The sequence below is a fragment of the Rhodococcus artemisiae genome (assembly GCF_036327795.1).
Classification (GTDB): domain Bacteria; phylum Actinomycetota; class Actinomycetes; order Mycobacteriales; family Mycobacteriaceae; genus Rhodococcus; species Rhodococcus artemisiae.
Map to the genome: position 1 here is coordinate 121,595 of NZ_JAUTXY010000009.1, position 17,515 is coordinate 139,109.

The window sequence follows — 17,515 nt, forward strand, 5'->3', positions numbered from 1 at the left end:
TCTCCGATTCCCTTCTCCTCGTGCGCTTTGCGCACCCGAACTACCAAGGTATGCACACGAGTTCGCTGTAGAGGTCGTCGATCTGCGCAGGCTCCAGGTCGGTACTGCGGTACATCTTGGGCCAGCTGTCCAATTCGAACGACAGCCGTGGCCTGCGCTCGATCGTCCGCAGCTCGGCAAGCGTCGCCACAAGTCCGTGCCGCACCAGCAGGTGCCGCGTCACCGGCATCAGGGCACGATGGAACAGGTCCGGGTTGCTCACGTGCAGAGCAATGGCAAATACCGGTACGCCCTTGTACCGACATTTCCGGTACATGACGTAGCAGGACTCCCCGCCCCGGATCACCACCAGGTGACACGCGGCAAGCGCCTGTGCGTGATCGCGATAGAGCCCGAGCTCTGCACCGGTGAGCGTGCGCTCGATGATCCGCGGATCGGAACTGACCCTCGTTCGCGAGAACGGGGCCGGCCACGGGAAGTGGGGAACGAGCGCCGCGGACGTATCGAGAAAACGGAACCTACGCCAGGCCAATATCTCCCGAGGCCCGTCGTCGGGAGACAGCACGGTGAAGTGGTACCCGTCCTGGGCCAGCATTGCGTCGAGCAACGACATACTGCGCGATCGGTACTCGGACAGCACACACCACGATCCCATGTTGCAGAACCGCTCCACTCGCCCCTCGACCCGTCGCTGCGAGTAGAGAGCCAGCAATGTGCCGACGACCTTCGGCCCGTCGCGCAGCATGAATCCGTGATTGGGAGCGGCCACCTCCCACGGCACCGTCGAGCAGGCGGACTCCCAGGGAACTCGGTCATTGTGATTGAGGCGAAGGAACTCCGCCACCGACGAGAGGTCGGCATCGGTGATCGGGGTCAGCTCGACAGTCATGGCGCTGAGACCGTTCCGGAAATGTCGCAGGGAACGGTGCACGCATTCCGCCACCACTTCTGTCCGGACACGGGGAGCGTGTCGATCGGGTCGTAGTAGGGATAGACCCGGTTCAACGCGTCGATATCTCTGCCGTCCAACCCGGTACGATAATTCTTGCTCCAGTGCGAGATACCGCGGATCCGGTCGTAGTAGACCACCTGGTGAACCCATCGCTTACCGACGAACGGTACATCGCACACGATTCGCGGCGTCGCGAATCCCGGTAGGTAACCCATCATCTCCTGCTGCAGTTGCTGCGCCTCCCACAGCGCGACCCTCCAGTGCTCGGCGTTGGGAATCATGTCGCACATGTAGAAGTAGTACGGCAGGATGTTCGCTTCGCCCTGCAAGGCGAAGCACAGGTCGAGCAGGTCGGTGGTGGTGGCATTCACCCCGCGCAGCAGCACTCCCTGATTACGCACATCCCGCAGACCGGCGTCGAGCAGCGCCCGCGTTGCCTCCGCGACCAGCGGAGTCACCGACTGCACGTGGTTGATGTGAGTGTGCAATGCCAGGTTGACGCCTCGATCCGCGGCGGTGCGCGCCACGCGGGCCACTCCGTCGACCACCTTGTCCTGCAGCCAGTGCTGCGGCAACCCTGCCAGCGCCTTCGACGCCAGGCGGATATCGCGAATGGTGTCGATCTCGAGCAGTTCCGTGACGAAGGCTTCCAACCGCGGCCAGGGCAGGTTCGCTACATCGCCACCGGAGACCACCACATCTCGCACAGACGGTGTGGCGCGCAAGTAGTCGAGCATCCGCTCCTGCCGGTCGGCGGGCCGCAGATCCAGCTTCGCCTTACCGACCGTCGGTGTGGAATTACCGACGAGATCCATCCGTGTGCAATGACCGCAGTATTGCGGACAGGTCGACAACAGCTCGGCAAGAACCTTGGTCGGGTACCGATGGGTCAGGCCCTCCGTTGCCCACATATCACTCTCGTGCAACGAATCCCGCTCGGCGTACGGATGTGAGGTCCATTCGGGGTCGCGATCGCTGAGCACAGGCAACATGTAGCGACGAATCGGATCGGCATAGAAGGCCTCGGTGAATCCGCGGCGTTTCGCGCTCAGCGGGGTCATGGTGTTCAGCATCTGAGGCGGTAACAGCATCGACATCGTCGCCTGCTCCTGCTGATCAGCAGCGAGGTCGGCGTAGAACTGTTCGTCGAGCAGGTCACCCATCACCGCGCGCAGCTGCACGATGTTCTTGACGGAGTGTGCGCGCTGCCATTGCGCATCGCGCCACTCGGACTCGGTGACGGCCGCCCACCCCGGGAATCGTCGCCAGTCCGGCTCTGTCAATTGCTTGCGCACATACGTGTACGGCTGGTCGGTGGCGTAGGCGAATGCGGTCTTCTCGGGTTCGATGTACGTGGTCATCGTGATGCAACCTTCCTCGAATCGGTCTCCGGGATTCCGGTCGAGATCAATTCGGCAGCGACACGTCGGCCGGACCGGATCGCCCCTTCCATGAGCCCGAAGAACTCCAGGCTCGTTTCGGTGCCTGCCCAGTGCACTCGGCCATGGGGCTCGGTCAGGCTCGGTCCGAGCCGCACCCAATCGCCCGGGCCGAACAGCGCGGCGTAGCAGCCTCTGCTGTAGGTTTCGGACAGCCAATCGGTCACCGTGCACTGCAATGGCGACGGCAGTTGCGGGAACAGCCGGCGAGTGTGGGCCGATGCCGCCTCTATCTGCGCCTCTTCCGGCAGTGCGGAAAAGGTCGATGCCGCGGCACCCGTGACGAATCCGGTGAGTACACCGACAGATTCGTCCGTAGGGGAATCGTCGACGGTAGACAGCAACGGACCCTCCGCACTGACGGACCAGCCCGACAGGCCACTCTCACGCCACATCGGCGCCGGGTAGCTCAGGTGCACTTTCACGGCACACCCGCGGCCGGTGGCCGACGTCGCTCGCGGCGCGGGCAGGCCGGGCCGGAACTCGATCTGCTGGGCGAGCAGAGGTGGGACGGCCACCACGACACGGTCGGCCCGATACGCCGTCGACACCCCTTCACCGTCCGGACCACAGTCCACCACGACCTTGTCCCCGCCCTGGTCGATTGCGCGGACCGGACGACCCAACCGCACTCGGTCACCGAGTCGGTCGGCGAGTGCCTCGCACAGGAGGTGCGAACCTCCGTCGACCCGCCATTGCTGTGCCCCACCCTCGAACGCGTTGAGGTAGCGAATCCCGCCGCCGGACGACAGGTAGAAAGCCATGTGCAGGACGGAGATCGACGCGGGGTCCGCTGCCATCATCTCGCCGAGGAACAACGGAAGGAACGTCTGCGCGTCCGGATGATGGATCTCCTCGGCCGCCCAGTCTGTAACCGAGGTCCGGTCGAGGCGTTCGGCGTCCGGGCTCAGCCACGGCGCATCGGTGCGCACGGACTTGACGACGTCGTCGAGCCGATCGAACAGATCACCGAGTGCCACAGCACCCAGTGGGGGCACCCGGCCCGCGGTGGTCGTGCGCTGACCCGACATCAGGAACGTGCTCTCCCCCGTCATCTCGGTGGACGCCAGGCCGAGTCCGTATTCGCGCAGCTGCGCGAGAAGCTCGGTGTGCCGCACACCCAGATAGGCGGCACCACCATCTGCCGAGACACTCTCGGACACCGGAATGCCGTGCATCCGGCCACCCACACGATCCCGTGCCTCCAGGACCGTGACGTCCGCGCCCGCCGCCACCAGATCGACCGCGGCGGTCAGCCCGGCCAGCCCCGCACCCACCACGACGACTCGCATGCGCAGCCCGTTCATGGCGCCACCGCAGTCACTTTGGCGAACAGCCCTTCCGCCGAGGGATCCTCGAGGAAGTCGTCGTACGGCAATTCGATGCCGAAATCGCGGGCAATCGCACTGAGCACCCGGGTAGCCAGAAGCGAATCTCCTCCGAGTTCGAAGAAGTCGGATCGGGCATGCACGTCAGGCGTCTCGAGGACTCGGCGGAAGATCTGGACAATGTGGTCGGCACTCATCGTTCTTCTCCTTTGATCTCATAGTTCAGTGCGGCACGCTGAGTCGCCGACCGATCGATCTTCCCGCTGGCCGTGTATTCCAGTCGGGAAACGAAATGGATTCGGGCAGGGACGAATTGGCTCGGCAGCCGCTCGCGCAGGAAACGCTTCAACTCGACCGGGGTCGGAGTCGTGTCCCCTGCCGGAACCACATAGGCGGTCAGCGACATTCGTCCGAGCAGCAGTTCCCCGACCACCACAGCGCCCGCCACGGCGGGATGGGTGTTCAACTGCGCCTCGACCTCCGCCGGATGCACCCGGACGCCGAGCACTTTCAGTTGGTCGTCGATGCGGCCTCGCGAGAACACCAGCCCCGTGTCGCTGCGGGTGGCGAGGTCGCCCGTACGGAACCATCGGGTGGGCCCCGTTCCGTGATCAGCGACGGGAAACCCCGCCACCGTATGCTCCGGCATCCCCTGGTATCCGGTGGCCAGCGAGGGACCGGATACCAGGAGTTCACCGTCCTCGGTGACATGATCATGCACGTGAGGTAGAGGGCGCCCGAGCGGCGCGTCGGTGTCGAGTGCCGCAACCTCCGGTTCGGTGCCCGGTCCGCTCAGCTGTACCGCGTGGGTCACCATCGTCGTCTCCGTGCACCCGTAGGTGTTGAGCAACACGACGTTCCCGACGGGTAGGTCGCGCCACTGCCGCAATCGGGTCGGATCGACACGCTCACCGCCGATGACCACCAATCGGAGGCTGTCCGGCAGACCGATCTGCTCTTCGTGCAGGTAGAGCACGAACTCGTGCCAGTACGCGGTCGGCAGGTCGATCATCGTGATCTCCTGCTCGGCGAGCATCCGAACGAAGGGCCGGAACGATCCCCTGTGGGCTGCATCGTCGAACACCACGGTTGCGCCGGCGATCAACGCGGGCAACATCTCCTCCAGGCAGGTGTCCCAGCCGAGAGAGGCGAATTGCAGCACGCGATCGTCGGGGGTGAGGTCGAAGAGGTCGCGCAACGCGCGCACCGTGACGGTCAACGCATGCCGTGAGATCGCGACCGGCTTCGGCGCTCCGGTGGAACCCGACGTACACAGCACATACGCGGGATCGTCCGGGTGCCAAGACAGATGCGGAAGATCGCCGTCCACTGCGACCGGGTTGCCGAACGTGCCGATCCGCAGGGTGTCCGACTCCCAGGTGTCTCGGTCGGTGTCGATCACGTGCTCCACTCCGAGTGCCGTGGCGAGTGAGCGCTTGCGACCCGAGGGAAGAGCCGAGTCGATCGGGCAGTAGGTGGCACCGGCCTGCAGAATTCCGAGCAGGTGCTCCACCACGGTGGGTGCGTGCGACACGACCGCACCGATCCGGCCGGATCCCCTGTGTGTGCCCGGTCCGGTCGCGCGGTACCTTGTTGCGGTGGAGCGGACCCGCTCGGCGAGGTCCCCGTAGGTGATCACGGACCCGTTGTGCACGAGGGCCGCATGTCCGGGTAGATCCTGCGCCGCGGCGACGAAGTCCGTCACCACGTCACCGGCGATATCGATGTCGGCGGGAGCGACACCGGGTTCGGAAAGAGTGTTGTGAGACATGGTTTCCTCGTTATCTATGGATTTCGGTTGCGGGGCGATTCGCTCCTTCTTCGTCATGACGTCAACATGACGAAACGCTCGAGGACAACGAGCACGAATCCGATGAGCAGCGGCACTACGGCGAATGTGAGTGGACGCAGACGTCTGTATTCGTCGGGGACGAGGCGAAGGCGCCATGCCTCACGCACGCCCAAGGTGCCCACCAGCAGCACCAGGAACGCCACGCCGACGCCGGTCCACGGCGTGAGCCACACCTGCACTCCGGTGGACATCAACTCCTTGTGGTCGGCTTCGGCCTCCGGAGGCCAGTCCAGTGAGTAGACCGTGGCGTCCTGGTTCTCGACGACCGCCCGGAGCCCGGGCGCGGCGGCGAGCGCGTCGCGGAACTCGTCGCCCCAGCCCAGGGGATATCCCTGGCCGAGCTCGACGAACGACTCTTGGTTTCGCGTGGTGATCAGGTAGGTGTCCGGTCCCTTTTCGCGGAGGGCCTCCAGCACGCCCGTCACATCGTCCGGATCGAGCGGCGCCATCGTGTTCGACCAGTGGACGCGTTCCACGTCACGGTAGCCGAGCGGCATGAACGGTGTGGAGTTGAGCTCGGGGACTGCGGTGACGTAGAGGAAGCGCACGTCGTCGTCGGCGGTCCGGTCGTAGATCGAGCCCACCGCGCTCACCGCACCGCTGTCGATCCGCTCGAACGGCTCGTTGCCGTATCGGGTGATGAAGAAGGAGAAGAGCATGACCAGTCCGAGGACGCCGGCCGCGCACCGCGCGAGGAGCGACGGCCTCGACACCGGGCGAGGAAACAGCGCGAGCGCGACGAGCACCGAAGCGGGGGCAAGTGCGAACAGGTAGACACGCAGCGCCATTTCGCCGCCGTAGCTCTGCATGAAAGCCAAGCCGATCGGAGCGGCGATCAGGACGAGGAGCACACGGTCCTCGATCCCACCCCGGCGCCGTCGGAGCAGGCCCACTCCGGCGATCACGAAAACCAGGATGGTGGTGAGCATCCGAGCGCGCACCACCCATTGGTGTTCGGGGTTTCCGAGGCCCGCCCGAGCCGAGATGTTCGCGGACACCGTCGACCCGACGTCTCCGACTCCGCTCATCACCTCACCGAAGTGACCACCCCAATACGCCTGGGTCATATAGCTGATCCAGGCGACGACGATCACGACGAGCAGCACGGGGAGCCCCCTGAGTGCGCATCGCCGCGCGACGACCAATCCGGTGACACTCATGATCATCGCGAAGGGGGTCAGCTGGTGGCAGACGGTGGCTGCGGCGAACAGACCCACCACGACGGCGAGGACCACGACACGTTCAGACCGGGCGGCGTTCCTCGGCGGCAACTCACCGCGCGAGGCGTCACCCCAGAGCCATCGCCACAGCCTGCTTCGAGGGCGCAACGGCCACGGCACATCCCCCGACGGTGAATGGGGCGTCCGGAACCAGATGACGAGAAAACCCACGAAGAGCAGGTAGAGCAGCAGCGCGAAGCCCTGCGGCGAGAAGTAGTCCTGCCCGATCCAGTTGAGTAGGCAGAAGAACATCGCCGCCAGCCACTTCGCCTGCCATGACATCCGGAGCGGGCTCATCAGCAACCCGAGTGCGACGAGATACAGCAGGTTGGTGACCACCGAGGCAACGGACACAGCGGCGTGCAGGGCCGCCAGGTCCCCCGAGCCGCCCCAGAACGCGGCGAGCGCGAAGAAGCCCGGCCAGGACCATCGGGCGTCGAGGTCCGGTGCCGTGGTCCCGGTTCGGGCGATGTATTCGACGAAGCCGATGTGAACCCAGCTGATCGGGAATCGTGGCTCCGCCTCCAGCAGCAGGGTGATGCCGTGCAACATGAGCACGAGCAGGACCAGGTGGATGCCGAGTAGCCAGATGTACGGCCGAGCCAGCGACAACGTCCCGATGAAGCCGAGGACGAGGAGGCCCGGTCCGAGCAGGGTCGATACCGTCAGCACCGAGATCAACCCGAGTCCGGTCATTGCTTCGAGATCGACGCCGCGCAGCCCGCCGAGGTAGAGCACGACCGCCGCGATGGGCGCGATACAGAGGATCACCACGGACAGACGCTGCCGACGGTTCGGCGGCAGCGACAGCCGCACTCCGATCTCGGGGGTCCGTGGAGCGGCCTCCGCCGGATCCGGCAGGCGCTTGTCTGCGTCGATCAGGGACATACGGACTCCTCGTATGTCTCGATCTGAGGGGCGGGCTGTGGGCGCCACCGCAGGAGCTTCCCGAGATCCGGAAGTACTGCCAGCATCGCGACGAATTGACCGAGCAGCACCGCAACCCCCACGGCGGTGAGTCTCGGATCGCCGAACTGCGCGAACACCTGGTGGTACTGCTGTAGGAGGACGACCAGGCCCAGTACGGCCGTGGCCCGAAGCGACTGAACGACGATGATCCGCCGGCTGCGGGTCCGTGCCCGAAGCGTGCCGAGGTAGATGTCCACCACCGCGCTGGACAGGCTGGCGAGGGCCAGCAATTGCAGCAGTGGCACCGCGTCGAGGTATCCGTCACCGAGCAGTCCCATGGCGTACGGAGCCGCGAGGCCGACCACGACGAAGCCGACGACGAGGAGACCCAGGGTCCTGGTGAGCGCGGCACGACAGTAGTCGGCCAAACGAGAAGGGGCGCAGACCCCTTCCACTGCGAGGGACACTGCTGTGTTGACCGCGACGAGATTCATCATGTTGGCGATGGCCCAGGCCAGGAAGAAATACGCGTACGTATGCGGAGCAACCCGCAGCGCCACCAGGACTGGGACGAGGAAGATCGTTCCGTACTGGAGCAGCGCACCGAAGTAGTCGGCGGCGAAGAACCGGCCGACCTGTGCGGCTCGCACCGCGACGTCGTGCGTCGACGTGCGCACATACCGAGGCAGGAGTCTGCCGAAGATCAGCAGGTTCACCGGGAACACAACGATGAACATGGAAATGATCCAGGAGAAGAACACTCCCGTGCGGGGCATCGATTCGGCCAGCAATACGAGCAGACACAGCTTGACGACGGCGAACGCCGCGTTCCACACGGGCACCCAGACGGCTACCCGCAGCCCGGTCAGGACACTGTCCTGCACCGTGATGATGCTCGCGACCACCGCCGCGGAGATGAACCACAGGCGCATGTTCGGCTCACGAAGGATGTCGTAGGCCGGCCCCCCGAGAAGGTCCAGTGTGAAGAGCAGCGCCACGGCAAGGACGGCCACCACGCCGGAGGTGAGGAGATAGACGAACACGACGACGTGGACGGTGCGCTTTCCGGTCTTCGGTATGAAGCGGTTCAGCGTGCCCGCGAAGTTGGCCGACACCAGTCCGGTCAACAGCATCAGCGCAGAGATCGCGGCAGATCCGCGACCGACGTCGGAATCGTCGTAGTAGTGCGCGGCGAGGATCCAGTACCCCAGACCGAGTGCGCCGGTGATTCCGGTGTTGAGGACCAGTGCGTAGGTGTTCCGCAGGAAGAGCGAACCGTTACCCCGACCGCTGACCGGCCGATCGCCCCCGCGACGGCCACCTGCGGGACCGTCCTCGGCGGCGTCGATCGAGATCGCGGTCTCAGCCATGCTGTACGACCCGTTTGCCTGCGCGCCGGGCGCCGCGCACGGTCGCGTATCCCGCCGTCAGCACGCGGTCCCGCAGGTAGAAGCGCTTGTCGCCGCTCATGATCGACGCGAAGTCGTTGTCGTCGGTGCTCCGGCGGATGGTCAGCCGCGGGATCATGAACGGGTCGCCGGAGGCGGTGGCGCGAATGTTCCGCACGGACGCGGCACACCGATAGCCCGCGGCTCTGGCAGCGACACGCACCCGGGGAGTCGAGTAGCCGAAGGGGTACGCCAGTGAGCGGACCGGAGTGCCGACACAGTCTTCGAGAAGGATCCTGCCGATCCGAAGTTCTTCGCACAGCGCAGCATCCGCGCACTGATCGAGTTGGGCGTGGCTGTGACTGTGGGCCCCGATTTCGACTCCCGCCGCGGCGAGTTCCCGGACCTGCGCCCAGTTCAGCATCGGCCCCAGTGGATGCCCGGCAGCGTGAGAGCCGGCGTCGTCGATCCAGCCGCTCGTGACGAACACGGTCGCCGGAAAGTCGTGGCTCCGGAGGATCGGCCATGCGACCTGAGCGAAGTCCGCGTATCCGTCGTCGAATGTGAGCACCACCGGTTTCTCCGGCAAGGGCTTGCCGTTCACCAGTGCATCCGCGAGGTGGGAGAAGGTCAGCCCGGTGTAGCCGTTCTGCGCGAGGAAGGTGACCTGCCGATCGAGCGCGCCGGGATCGACGGAGAGACGACGTGTCGCGGCGGTGGGATTCTCCGACACCGAGTGGTACATGAGCACCGGAATCGACTCGTTCATGATGCCCTCGTTCATGATGCTTCCGTCGTTGCCGGTCGCCGACGGAGCGGTACACCGCCGCGCGCATAACCCGCTGCTGCGGCGAGCAATCCGACCGAGATGGCGTACGATCGCTCGATCCCGGCTCGTTCTCCGCGGAGTGCCTCCCCTATCCCACGCACCATTCCTCGGGTGAGTGTGCGAGTGGTGTAACTCCTCTCGGCCGAGAGTCCATCCGTGACACCCACGCTGCGCGTCACGGCAGCCTTGGACAGCCCTTCGGCGAAACAGCGGGAGCGGAAGTAGGAGAAGGTCTCCCGCGCCGCCGGTACGCGATGCCAGATCACCGACTGTGGCTCGAAGACGAAAGTCCATTCGGGTCGATGTTGGCGAACCCGGATGCAGAACTCCGTCTCTTCGCACCCCAGCGGTCGTCTCTGCTCCGAGGTACGGCCGATGTGGCTGGGGAATCCCCCTGCCACCGAGAAGACCTCACGACGGAAGGAGGCGTTGCCGCCCAGTAGGTTCCGGACTACCCCCGGCTCGCGTCCGGTGAACGTACAACCCAGAACCCAATCGAACTCTTCCGGAAACCACCGGGGCCGCTCGGATTCCCAGGCCGGCAGGGTGGTGCCTCCGACGCCGACGATGTTCTCGTCGATGTAGGCGGCACGGAAGTGCCTGAGCCAGTCGGGGTGAGCCACTGCGTCGTCATCCAAGAAGGCCACCACGTCGCTGGTGGTGACGTCGACGCCGGTGTCCTTGCCACCGGACAATCCACGTTGCTTCCGGTTCTCGACGACGGTCACGTCGGGCAGGGCAGCCCGGAAACGTTCGTACAGATCGGGATTGTGGTCGACGACGAGGACGATTTCCTGCGGTGGCGTCGTCTGATTCCGCACCGATTCGACGGCAGCGAGGGTGTCGTCCCAGCGCTCGAGAGTGTATGCGCAGATCACCACGTCCATGGTCATGCTGCGCGGAGGTGTTGCGGCGGTCATGAAACTTGGCCCTTCGTGTGTGGAAGCGAGTTCCGGTCGTTCGGCACCAGCCACACCAGGGCCGCGACGAGGCCCACTGCGACCACGCCTGCGCGAGGCGACCACGTATCGGCCGACAACATCGTCTGCACGACCAGAACGTTGATGACGAGGGCACCGGCGGCGCCGACGACGAGAGCGAGTACGGCGTTGACGCCGGGCAGCAGCCGGGCGATCGCGATCAGCGGTGCCGCAACGACGAACGACACCACCCACAGTCGACCCGAAAATCCTGAAGGATCGGGAAGGTTCACGGCGACTGCCACTCCCCCGAGTGCCGTCACCGCTGCGGCAAGGAGGCGGTGTTCGAGACGCACTGCTCCTCGCGGCGTCCTGATCACCGCGCGGACGCGCCCGGGGGTGTCACGAAGCACGACGGACTTCCTCTCCCTCCGGGTGCAGGCCGACCGCCGCAGTCCACCCGAGGTCCCCGCCCACATCTGTGGCGATCTGCTGGCTCGCACCGGCTCCGATGTAGTAGGTGCCCGTGACCGAGACGGGGGCCCGGCCGGCGCGGACGAGTGCCTCGACGGCGTCGGCGACGCAGATGCGGTCCCGGGTGAGATCGGCTTGTCCACCGTCTTCCTCGCCCGGATCGTAGACGTCGGCGAACGCCAGGCAGATCGGTGCCAGCCCGTACATCTCCGCATATGCGCTCAGATAGACTTCGCCCGCGAGTTTCGCCGCTTCGTAGGGTGATCGTGGAGCGACCCAAGAGTTCTCCATGTCGGATACGAGTCTCGTGGTGCTGCACCCGACGGCGAATCTGCCGGGCCACGGAACCGGACGGCCCGATGCTGCGTAGACCACTCTGTGCACTCCGGCCCGCCGACTCGCTTCGCAGAGATTGATCGTTCCGAGCACGTTGATGCGGGCATCGAGTTGCGGATCGGAGAATGACACTGCGGGGTCCGTCTGGGCGGCGAGGTGGAATACGACTTCCGGATTCGCTCCGGCCACGATGCCGATCAGCTCGGGTGTCCGAATGTCACGCTGCACCAGGCTGAATCGACCCGCGTTCGGATCCCTTCGGATCATGACATCGTCGAGATTTGCGGTGGTGCCCGAACTGAGATCGTCGACTCCGACCACGTGGTGACCCTCGGCGAGGAGTCTGTCGACCAGTGCGGACCCGATGAACCCTGCGGCACCGGTGACCAGTGTCCGCACGGTTCATTCTTTCGCGAGTTCGGGGGCGCCGCCGTGGGACAGGGCCTGGGCGAGGTAGCCGGACATCCCGGACTTGTGTCCGCGGAGGACGGTGCGCAGCACCCTGATGCCGTCACGGACCGCGTGGAGGTTCGATTTTCCGGACCGCCGCGGCATTTCCAGGCTCGGTACTTCCACGACCCGCAGACCACCCTGCATCGCGTGCACCACCATTTCGGCCTCGATCTCGAAACCCGACGCGGAGAGGGACAACAGCTCCAGGTAGCGACGATGGAATGCGCAGAAGCCGTAACACAGGTCGGTGAGTTCGGCGTCGTAGAGGGTGTTGAAGACGGTCAGTAGGAAGCGGTTGCCGAGGCGACGGAAGGGAGTGATGTCGAGTGAACCGCCACCCACGATGAACCGTGACCCCTTGACGAAGTCGTATCCGTTGTTGAGGAAGTGCAGATAGTGCCGGATCTCCTGGGGCGCCATGCTTCCGTCGGCATCCATCATCACGATGATGTCGCCGGTCGCGGCCAGGAATCCGGTTCTGAGCGCGCTGCCCTTGCCGGTTCCTTCCTGGGGCACGACCTTGATGTCCGGTCGGCAACTGTTGGCGGTGATGAGAGTCGAGTCGGTCGAGTTCCCGTCCACCAGGATGATCTCGCTGATCTCGTCGGCGATCTGCTCGAGCACCCAGGCGATGTTCCGTCCTTCGTTCCTGACCGGGATGATCAAACTGACGGTGGGCGTCTGCGTGGGGACAGCGGTGTCGGCCCTGTCGTAGTGTGCACCGTCGTGGCGTGCACTGTCTGCGATGCCGCCGGAGGGTCGTGTGGGGCTTCCCGGCCGGAAATGTTCGGTTGGGTCGACCATCCGTGCGGGTGATGCTCCGGTCGCGAGGCCATTGGGCGGGCGTACCTGGGTCATGCTGGACTCCGATCTGCTCTCTGGGCACGGCGCACTTCGGCGCGTGTGGCATATCCCGCTTGTCCGAACCCGACATTCGTTGCCAGGAGTTTGCCTACCCGGTAGTTAACCTGTCGTGAGTACGATAGTAAGGCATAAAACAGCATCCAGGTTTGTTTTAAAGCGATAAATATTCCTTGAGCTTCTTCGCCCGAAGAGGCGCGAGGTCGCCGGCCCTGAACTCAGCGACGCCAGTGGCGGCGCCACGCCTCCGCATCGAGGAGGGGAGTGCCCTGATCGTCACCGCCCGCCGCAGACTTCTCGGCCGCACGGATCGCAGCGGCGAAATCCAGAACCACGCCGCGAAACGACGCCTCCGTGTCGCCGGACTCGCCGACGCGGACACACCTGAGACCATCCGGCACGAGATCGTCCGGCACCCCTGCCCGTCGCGCCCGCTCGAGCACCTTGTCGGCCAGTGCCAGAGCCGGCTGCGCCATGGCGATGCCATCGAGGCACGACGGTCGCGATTTCTCCACCGCCTTCGCCGCCTCCCATGCCGCTTCCTGTTCGGCGACGTCGAGCGGACCGGTGTGTCCGTTGGTCAGATGAGGGCTGCGCGCAGCCAGCTTCGCGACGAGTGTCGCGGCCACATCATCGACGCTGAACCGTCCCGAAGCTTCCGCGATCCGTGAGTGGAACAGCACCTGCAACAACAGGTCTCCGAGTTCTTCACGCAGGGAGTCGGGATCACCGGAGTCGATGGCGTCGAGAACCTCATAGGTCTCCTCGACCAGATACCGCCTCAGACTCTCATGTGTCTGAGTGACTTCCCAACCACCGAAGGACCAGAGCCTGTCCATCACCTCGGCGGCTCTGCTCAGCGCGTCTCCCCTGTCCGTCATCGCCGGCTCAGACCTGCGCCCCGGACTCGACCCGCAAATCCACCGACCCCTGCGGCTTCCCGTCCATCGCCAGCAGGAAATCGGCGATGAACTGGAGCAGTTCGACGTCGCGCACGCGGTCGGACGCGATTCCCCCGGTCCGCGGCAGCGGCAACTGAACGGTGCCACTGGTGGCACGGTACTGCGCCGTCGGGTAGAGGCGCTTGAGTCGCATCTGCTTCGAGTCCGGAAGCTCCATCGGAGAGATCTTCAATTGTGTACCGGTGACCGCCACTTCCTCGAGGCCGTACTCACGCGCGAGCAACCGCAACTTCGCGACCGAGACGAGTCGGCGCACCTCCTCGGGCAGCGGACCGTAACGGTCGACGAGTTCGTCGATGACCGCACTGATGGCTGCGTCGTCGGTGGCGGCGGCGAGTTTCCGATACGCCTCGAGCCGCAGGCGGTCGGAGGTGACGTAGTCGGCGGGGATGTGTGCGTCGACAGGAAGATCGACCCGCACCTCCTTCGGCGCCTCGTCCGTCGTGATCGGCGTGCCGTCGGCGGCGGCACGGAAGGCCTCGACTGCCTCACCGACGAGCCGCACGTACAGGTCGAAGCCGACACCCGCGACGTGGCCGGACTGCTCGGCACCCAGTACGTTTCCGGCGCCGCGGATCTCGAGGTCCTTCATCGCGACCGCCATACCGGCTCCGAGATCGGAGTTCTGCGAGATCGTCGCGAGCCGGTCGTACGCCGTTTCGGTGAGCGGCTTCTCGGGCGGGTAGAGGAAGTACGCGTAGCCGCGCTCGCGTGAACGCCCCACCCGCCCGCGCAACTGGTGCAGTTGCGACAGGCCGAGCGCGTCGGCACGCTCGACGATGAGAGTATTGGCGTTGGAGATGTCGAGACCGGTCTCGACGATCGTCGTACACACCAGCACGTCGTATTCGCGTTCCCAGAATCCCTGCACGGTCTTCTCGAGGGTGTCCTCGTTCATCTGCCCGTGCGCCACCACGACCCGCGCCTCGGGGACGAGTTCGCGAATCTTCTTGGCGGCCTTCTCGATCGAACTGACCCGGTTGTGCACGTAGAAGACCTGACCATCGCGCAGCAACTCGCGGCGGATCGCCGCCGCCACCTGCTTGTCGGCGTAGGCACCCACATACGTGAGGATCGGATGCCGCTCCTCCGGCGGAGTGAGGATCGTCGACATCTCGCGGATTCCGGCCATACTCATCTCGAGTGTGCGCGGGATCGGCGTCGCGGACATGGTGAGTACGTCGACGTGAGTGCGCAGTGCCTTGATGTGTTCCTTGTGCTCGACGCCGAAGCGCTGCTCCTCGTCGACGATGACGAGGCCGAGGTCTTTCCAGCGCACACCGGTCTGCAGGAGGCGGTGGGTGCCGACGACGATGTCGACCTCACCGTCGGCCATGCCTGCGAGGACCTCCTTGGATTCGCCGGCATCGGTGAAGCGGCTCAAGCCCTTCACCGTCACGGGGAACGCCGCCATGCGTTCGGTGAACGTCTGGAGATGCTGCTGCGCGAGCAGGGTCGTGGGCACCAGCACCGCGACCTGCTTGCCGTCCTGCACGGCCTTGAATGCCGCGCGCACGGCGATCTCGGTCTTGCCGTAGCCGACGTCGCCGATCACCACGCGGTCCATCGGCACGGGCCGCTCCATGTCGTTCTTGACCTCGGAGATGACCGTGAGCTGGTCCTGCGTCTCGGTGAAGGGGAAGGCGTCCTCCATCTCCTTCTGCCACGGGGTGTCGGGGCCGTACTGATGGCCGGGCGAGGCCTGACGCGCCGCGTACAGGCGCACCAGCTCGCCGGCGATCTCCCGAACCGCCTTACGCGCCTTACGTTTCGTGTTCGCCCAGTCGGACCCGCCGAGCTTGCTGATGGCGGGTAACTCGCCGCCGACGTAGCGGGAGAGCTGATCGAGTGATTCCATCGGGACGAACAGGCGGTCGCCGGGCTGGCCGCGCTTGCTTGCGGCGTACTCGATCACGAGGTATTCACGGCGTGCACCACCGACGGTGCGTTCGACCATCTCCACGAACCGGCCGATTCCGTGCTGATCGTGGACCACGTAGTCGCCGGCAGTCAGTGCCAGTGGGTCGACCTGGTTACGACGCTTGACCGGAGTCTTGCGGCCTTCCGCTGCGGTGACGCGGTTACCCGTGAGGTCCGCTTCCGTGACGAGGACCAGGCCCGGCACCTGGTTGTCGCCGTTGCCTGCAAGGACGAGCCCCTCGTGCAGCGCACCCTTGATGACCCCGACCTGCCCACGGACGGGCTCGGCTCCGGGTTCGAGCTCGGCCGCGGGGACCTCGTTCTCCTCGAGCCGCTCGAGAATGCGCAGCCCGGTGCCGGTACCCGCGACCACGATCGCGGCTCGCCCTCCTGTGGTGACGTGCGCGCGCAGGTTCACGAACAGCATCGACAGCAGATCCTCGGAGCCGCGCACCTCGGGAGCCGACTGCACCTCGAGTACCGTTTCGGTGTCGGATCCCGAGGCGAGCGGTGAGAGGGTCCACCACGGGGTGCCGCCTGCCTGCGCGGTTTCGCGGACCTGCCGCAGCGACCGGTACGCCGACGCCGCGAGGTCCATCGGCTTACCGTCGATCCCCTTGAGGTTGCTCGCGTCCAACGGTGCCGCGCCGCCGATCGATGCGGCCGTCCACGATGCCTCGAGGAACTCCTGGCCGGTGCGCATCAGGTCGGTCGCGCGGGTCCGTACCTTCTCCGGGTCGCACAGCAGCACATGTGTGCCGGACGGCAGCACATCGGTGAGCAGTTGCAGTTCGCCGGGCTGCAGGACGGGCAGGAGCGCTTCCATACCCTCGACAGGAATGCCTCCCGCCATCTTGTCGAGCATCTCGACGAGCGAGGCGTCGGCCGGATTGTCCTTCGCAAGCTGCGCCGCACGTTCCTTGACGCTCTCGGTGAGCAACAGTTCCCGGCAGGGAGTGGCAATGACGGTGGACACCTCGACGTCGGTGATCGAGCGCTGATCGGCGACGGAGAACGGGCGCAGCTCGGTGACCTCGTCGCCCCAGAAGTCGACGCGGACCGGATGGTCGGCGGTGGGCGGGAAGACATCGAGGATGCCGCCGCGGACGGCGAACTCGCCGCGTTTGCCCACCATGTCGACGCGCGCATAGGCGAGTTCGACGAGCCGCTCGACGAGGGTGTCGAAGTCGTGTTCGGAGCCGACCCGCAGGGTGACCGGCTCGATCTCACCGAGGCCTGGGGCCATGGGCTGAACGAGCGAGCGCACCGTCGCGACGATGACGCGCAGCTCGGAGCCCAGGTCGCGGTCGTCGGGCCGCGCCAGCCGGCGCAACACCTGCAGTCGCTTGCCCACGGTGTCGGCGCTCGGCGACAGCCGCTCGTGCGGCAGCGTCTCCCACGACGGGAACTGCACGACGGACTCACCGAGCATCTCCGCAAGCTCGGCGGTGAGATCGTCGGCCTCGCGACCGGTGGCGGTGACGACGAGCAGCGGAGCCTTCTCGGCCAGCGCTGCGGCGACGAACGGACGTACGGCGGGCGGCGCGACCAGCGCTTGTTCGGCGGATCCGGCGAGTTCGGCGACCTTGCGGAACTGGTCGTCGGCCAGCGCGATCCGCGCCAATCCGGACAGAGGGGTGGCGGCCGGGGACACAGCGGACAAGGAAAGCGC

At 65.7% G+C, this 17,515-nt stretch carries 14 protein-coding genes; all 14 read right to left on the reverse strand.

Annotation, left to right across the window (positions count from 1 at the left end):
* Positions 1–40: 40 nt before the first annotated feature.
* On the reverse strand, positions 41–889 hold the full coding sequence (locus Q7514_RS19250) for a hypothetical protein (protein WP_330134878.1): 849 nt from the start codon (positions 887–889) through the stop codon (positions 41–43).
* Positions 886–2,313 (reverse strand): KamA family radical SAM protein, encoded by a 1,428-nt coding sequence (locus tag Q7514_RS19255; RefSeq protein WP_330134879.1) that lies wholly within the window; start codon positions 2,311–2,313, stop codon positions 886–888. Before Q7514_RS19255 ends, Q7514_RS19250 begins: the two co-directional genes overlap by 4 nt.
* Positions 2,310–3,698 (reverse strand): flavin monoamine oxidase family protein, encoded by a 1,389-nt coding sequence (locus Q7514_RS19260; protein ID WP_330134880.1) that lies wholly within the window; start codon positions 3,696–3,698, stop codon positions 2,310–2,312. The genes Q7514_RS19255 and Q7514_RS19260 overlap by 4 nt, the downstream gene beginning before the upstream one ends.
* Positions 3,695–3,916, reverse strand: a complete 222-nt coding sequence (locus Q7514_RS19265; protein WP_330134881.1) for an acyl carrier protein — start codon at positions 3,914–3,916, stop codon at positions 3,695–3,697. Before Q7514_RS19265 ends, Q7514_RS19260 begins: the two co-directional genes overlap by 4 nt.
* Positions 3,913–5,490: an AMP-binding protein gene (locus tag Q7514_RS19270; RefSeq protein WP_330134882.1), complete on the reverse strand. Its 1,578-nt coding sequence runs from the start codon at positions 5,488–5,490 to the stop codon at positions 3,913–3,915. Before Q7514_RS19270 ends, Q7514_RS19265 begins: the two co-directional genes overlap by 4 nt.
* A 53-nt stretch (positions 5,491–5,543) precedes the next feature.
* Positions 5,544–7,679, reverse strand: a complete 2,136-nt coding sequence (locus Q7514_RS19275) for a hypothetical protein (RefSeq protein ID WP_330134883.1) — start codon at positions 7,677–7,679, stop codon at positions 5,544–5,546.
* Positions 7,670–9,070, reverse strand: a complete 1,401-nt coding sequence (locus Q7514_RS19280; RefSeq protein WP_330134884.1) for a polysaccharide biosynthesis protein — start codon at positions 9,068–9,070, stop codon at positions 7,670–7,672. The genes Q7514_RS19275 and Q7514_RS19280 overlap by 10 nt, the downstream gene beginning before the upstream one ends.
* Complete coding sequence (locus tag Q7514_RS19285; RefSeq protein WP_330134885.1) at positions 9,063–9,872, reverse strand: polysaccharide deacetylase family protein; 810 nt, start codon at positions 9,870–9,872, stop codon at positions 9,063–9,065. The genes Q7514_RS19280 and Q7514_RS19285 overlap by 8 nt, the downstream gene beginning before the upstream one ends.
* Positions 9,869–10,837, reverse strand: a complete 969-nt coding sequence (locus tag Q7514_RS19290) for a glycosyltransferase family 2 protein (RefSeq protein ID WP_330134886.1) — start codon at positions 10,835–10,837, stop codon at positions 9,869–9,871. The genes Q7514_RS19285 and Q7514_RS19290 overlap by 4 nt, the downstream gene beginning before the upstream one ends.
* Positions 10,834–11,250: a hypothetical protein gene (locus Q7514_RS19295; protein ID WP_330134887.1), complete on the reverse strand. Its 417-nt coding sequence runs from the start codon at positions 11,248–11,250 to the stop codon at positions 10,834–10,836. Before Q7514_RS19295 ends, Q7514_RS19290 begins: the two co-directional genes overlap by 4 nt.
* Positions 11,240–12,046, reverse strand: a complete 807-nt coding sequence (locus Q7514_RS19300) for an NAD-dependent epimerase/dehydratase family protein (RefSeq protein ID WP_330134888.1) — start codon at positions 12,044–12,046, stop codon at positions 11,240–11,242. Before Q7514_RS19300 ends, Q7514_RS19295 begins: the two co-directional genes overlap by 11 nt.
* 3 nt (positions 12,047–12,049) lie before the next feature.
* Entirely contained in the window at positions 12,050–12,958 is a 909-nt protein-coding gene (locus tag Q7514_RS19305) for a glycosyltransferase family 2 protein (protein ID WP_330134889.1), read from the reverse strand.
* Between the two features lie 221 nt (positions 12,959–13,179).
* Positions 13,180–13,842, reverse strand: coding sequence for a MazG family protein (locus tag Q7514_RS19310; RefSeq protein WP_330134890.1), 663 nt, complete (start codon positions 13,840–13,842; stop codon positions 13,180–13,182).
* Between the two features lie 7 nt (positions 13,843–13,849).
* Positions 13,850–17,506, reverse strand: a complete 3,657-nt coding sequence (gene mfd / locus Q7514_RS19315) for a transcription-repair coupling factor (RefSeq protein ID WP_330134891.1) — start codon at positions 17,504–17,506, stop codon at positions 13,850–13,852.
* Between the last annotated feature and the right edge of the window lie 9 nt (positions 17,507–17,515).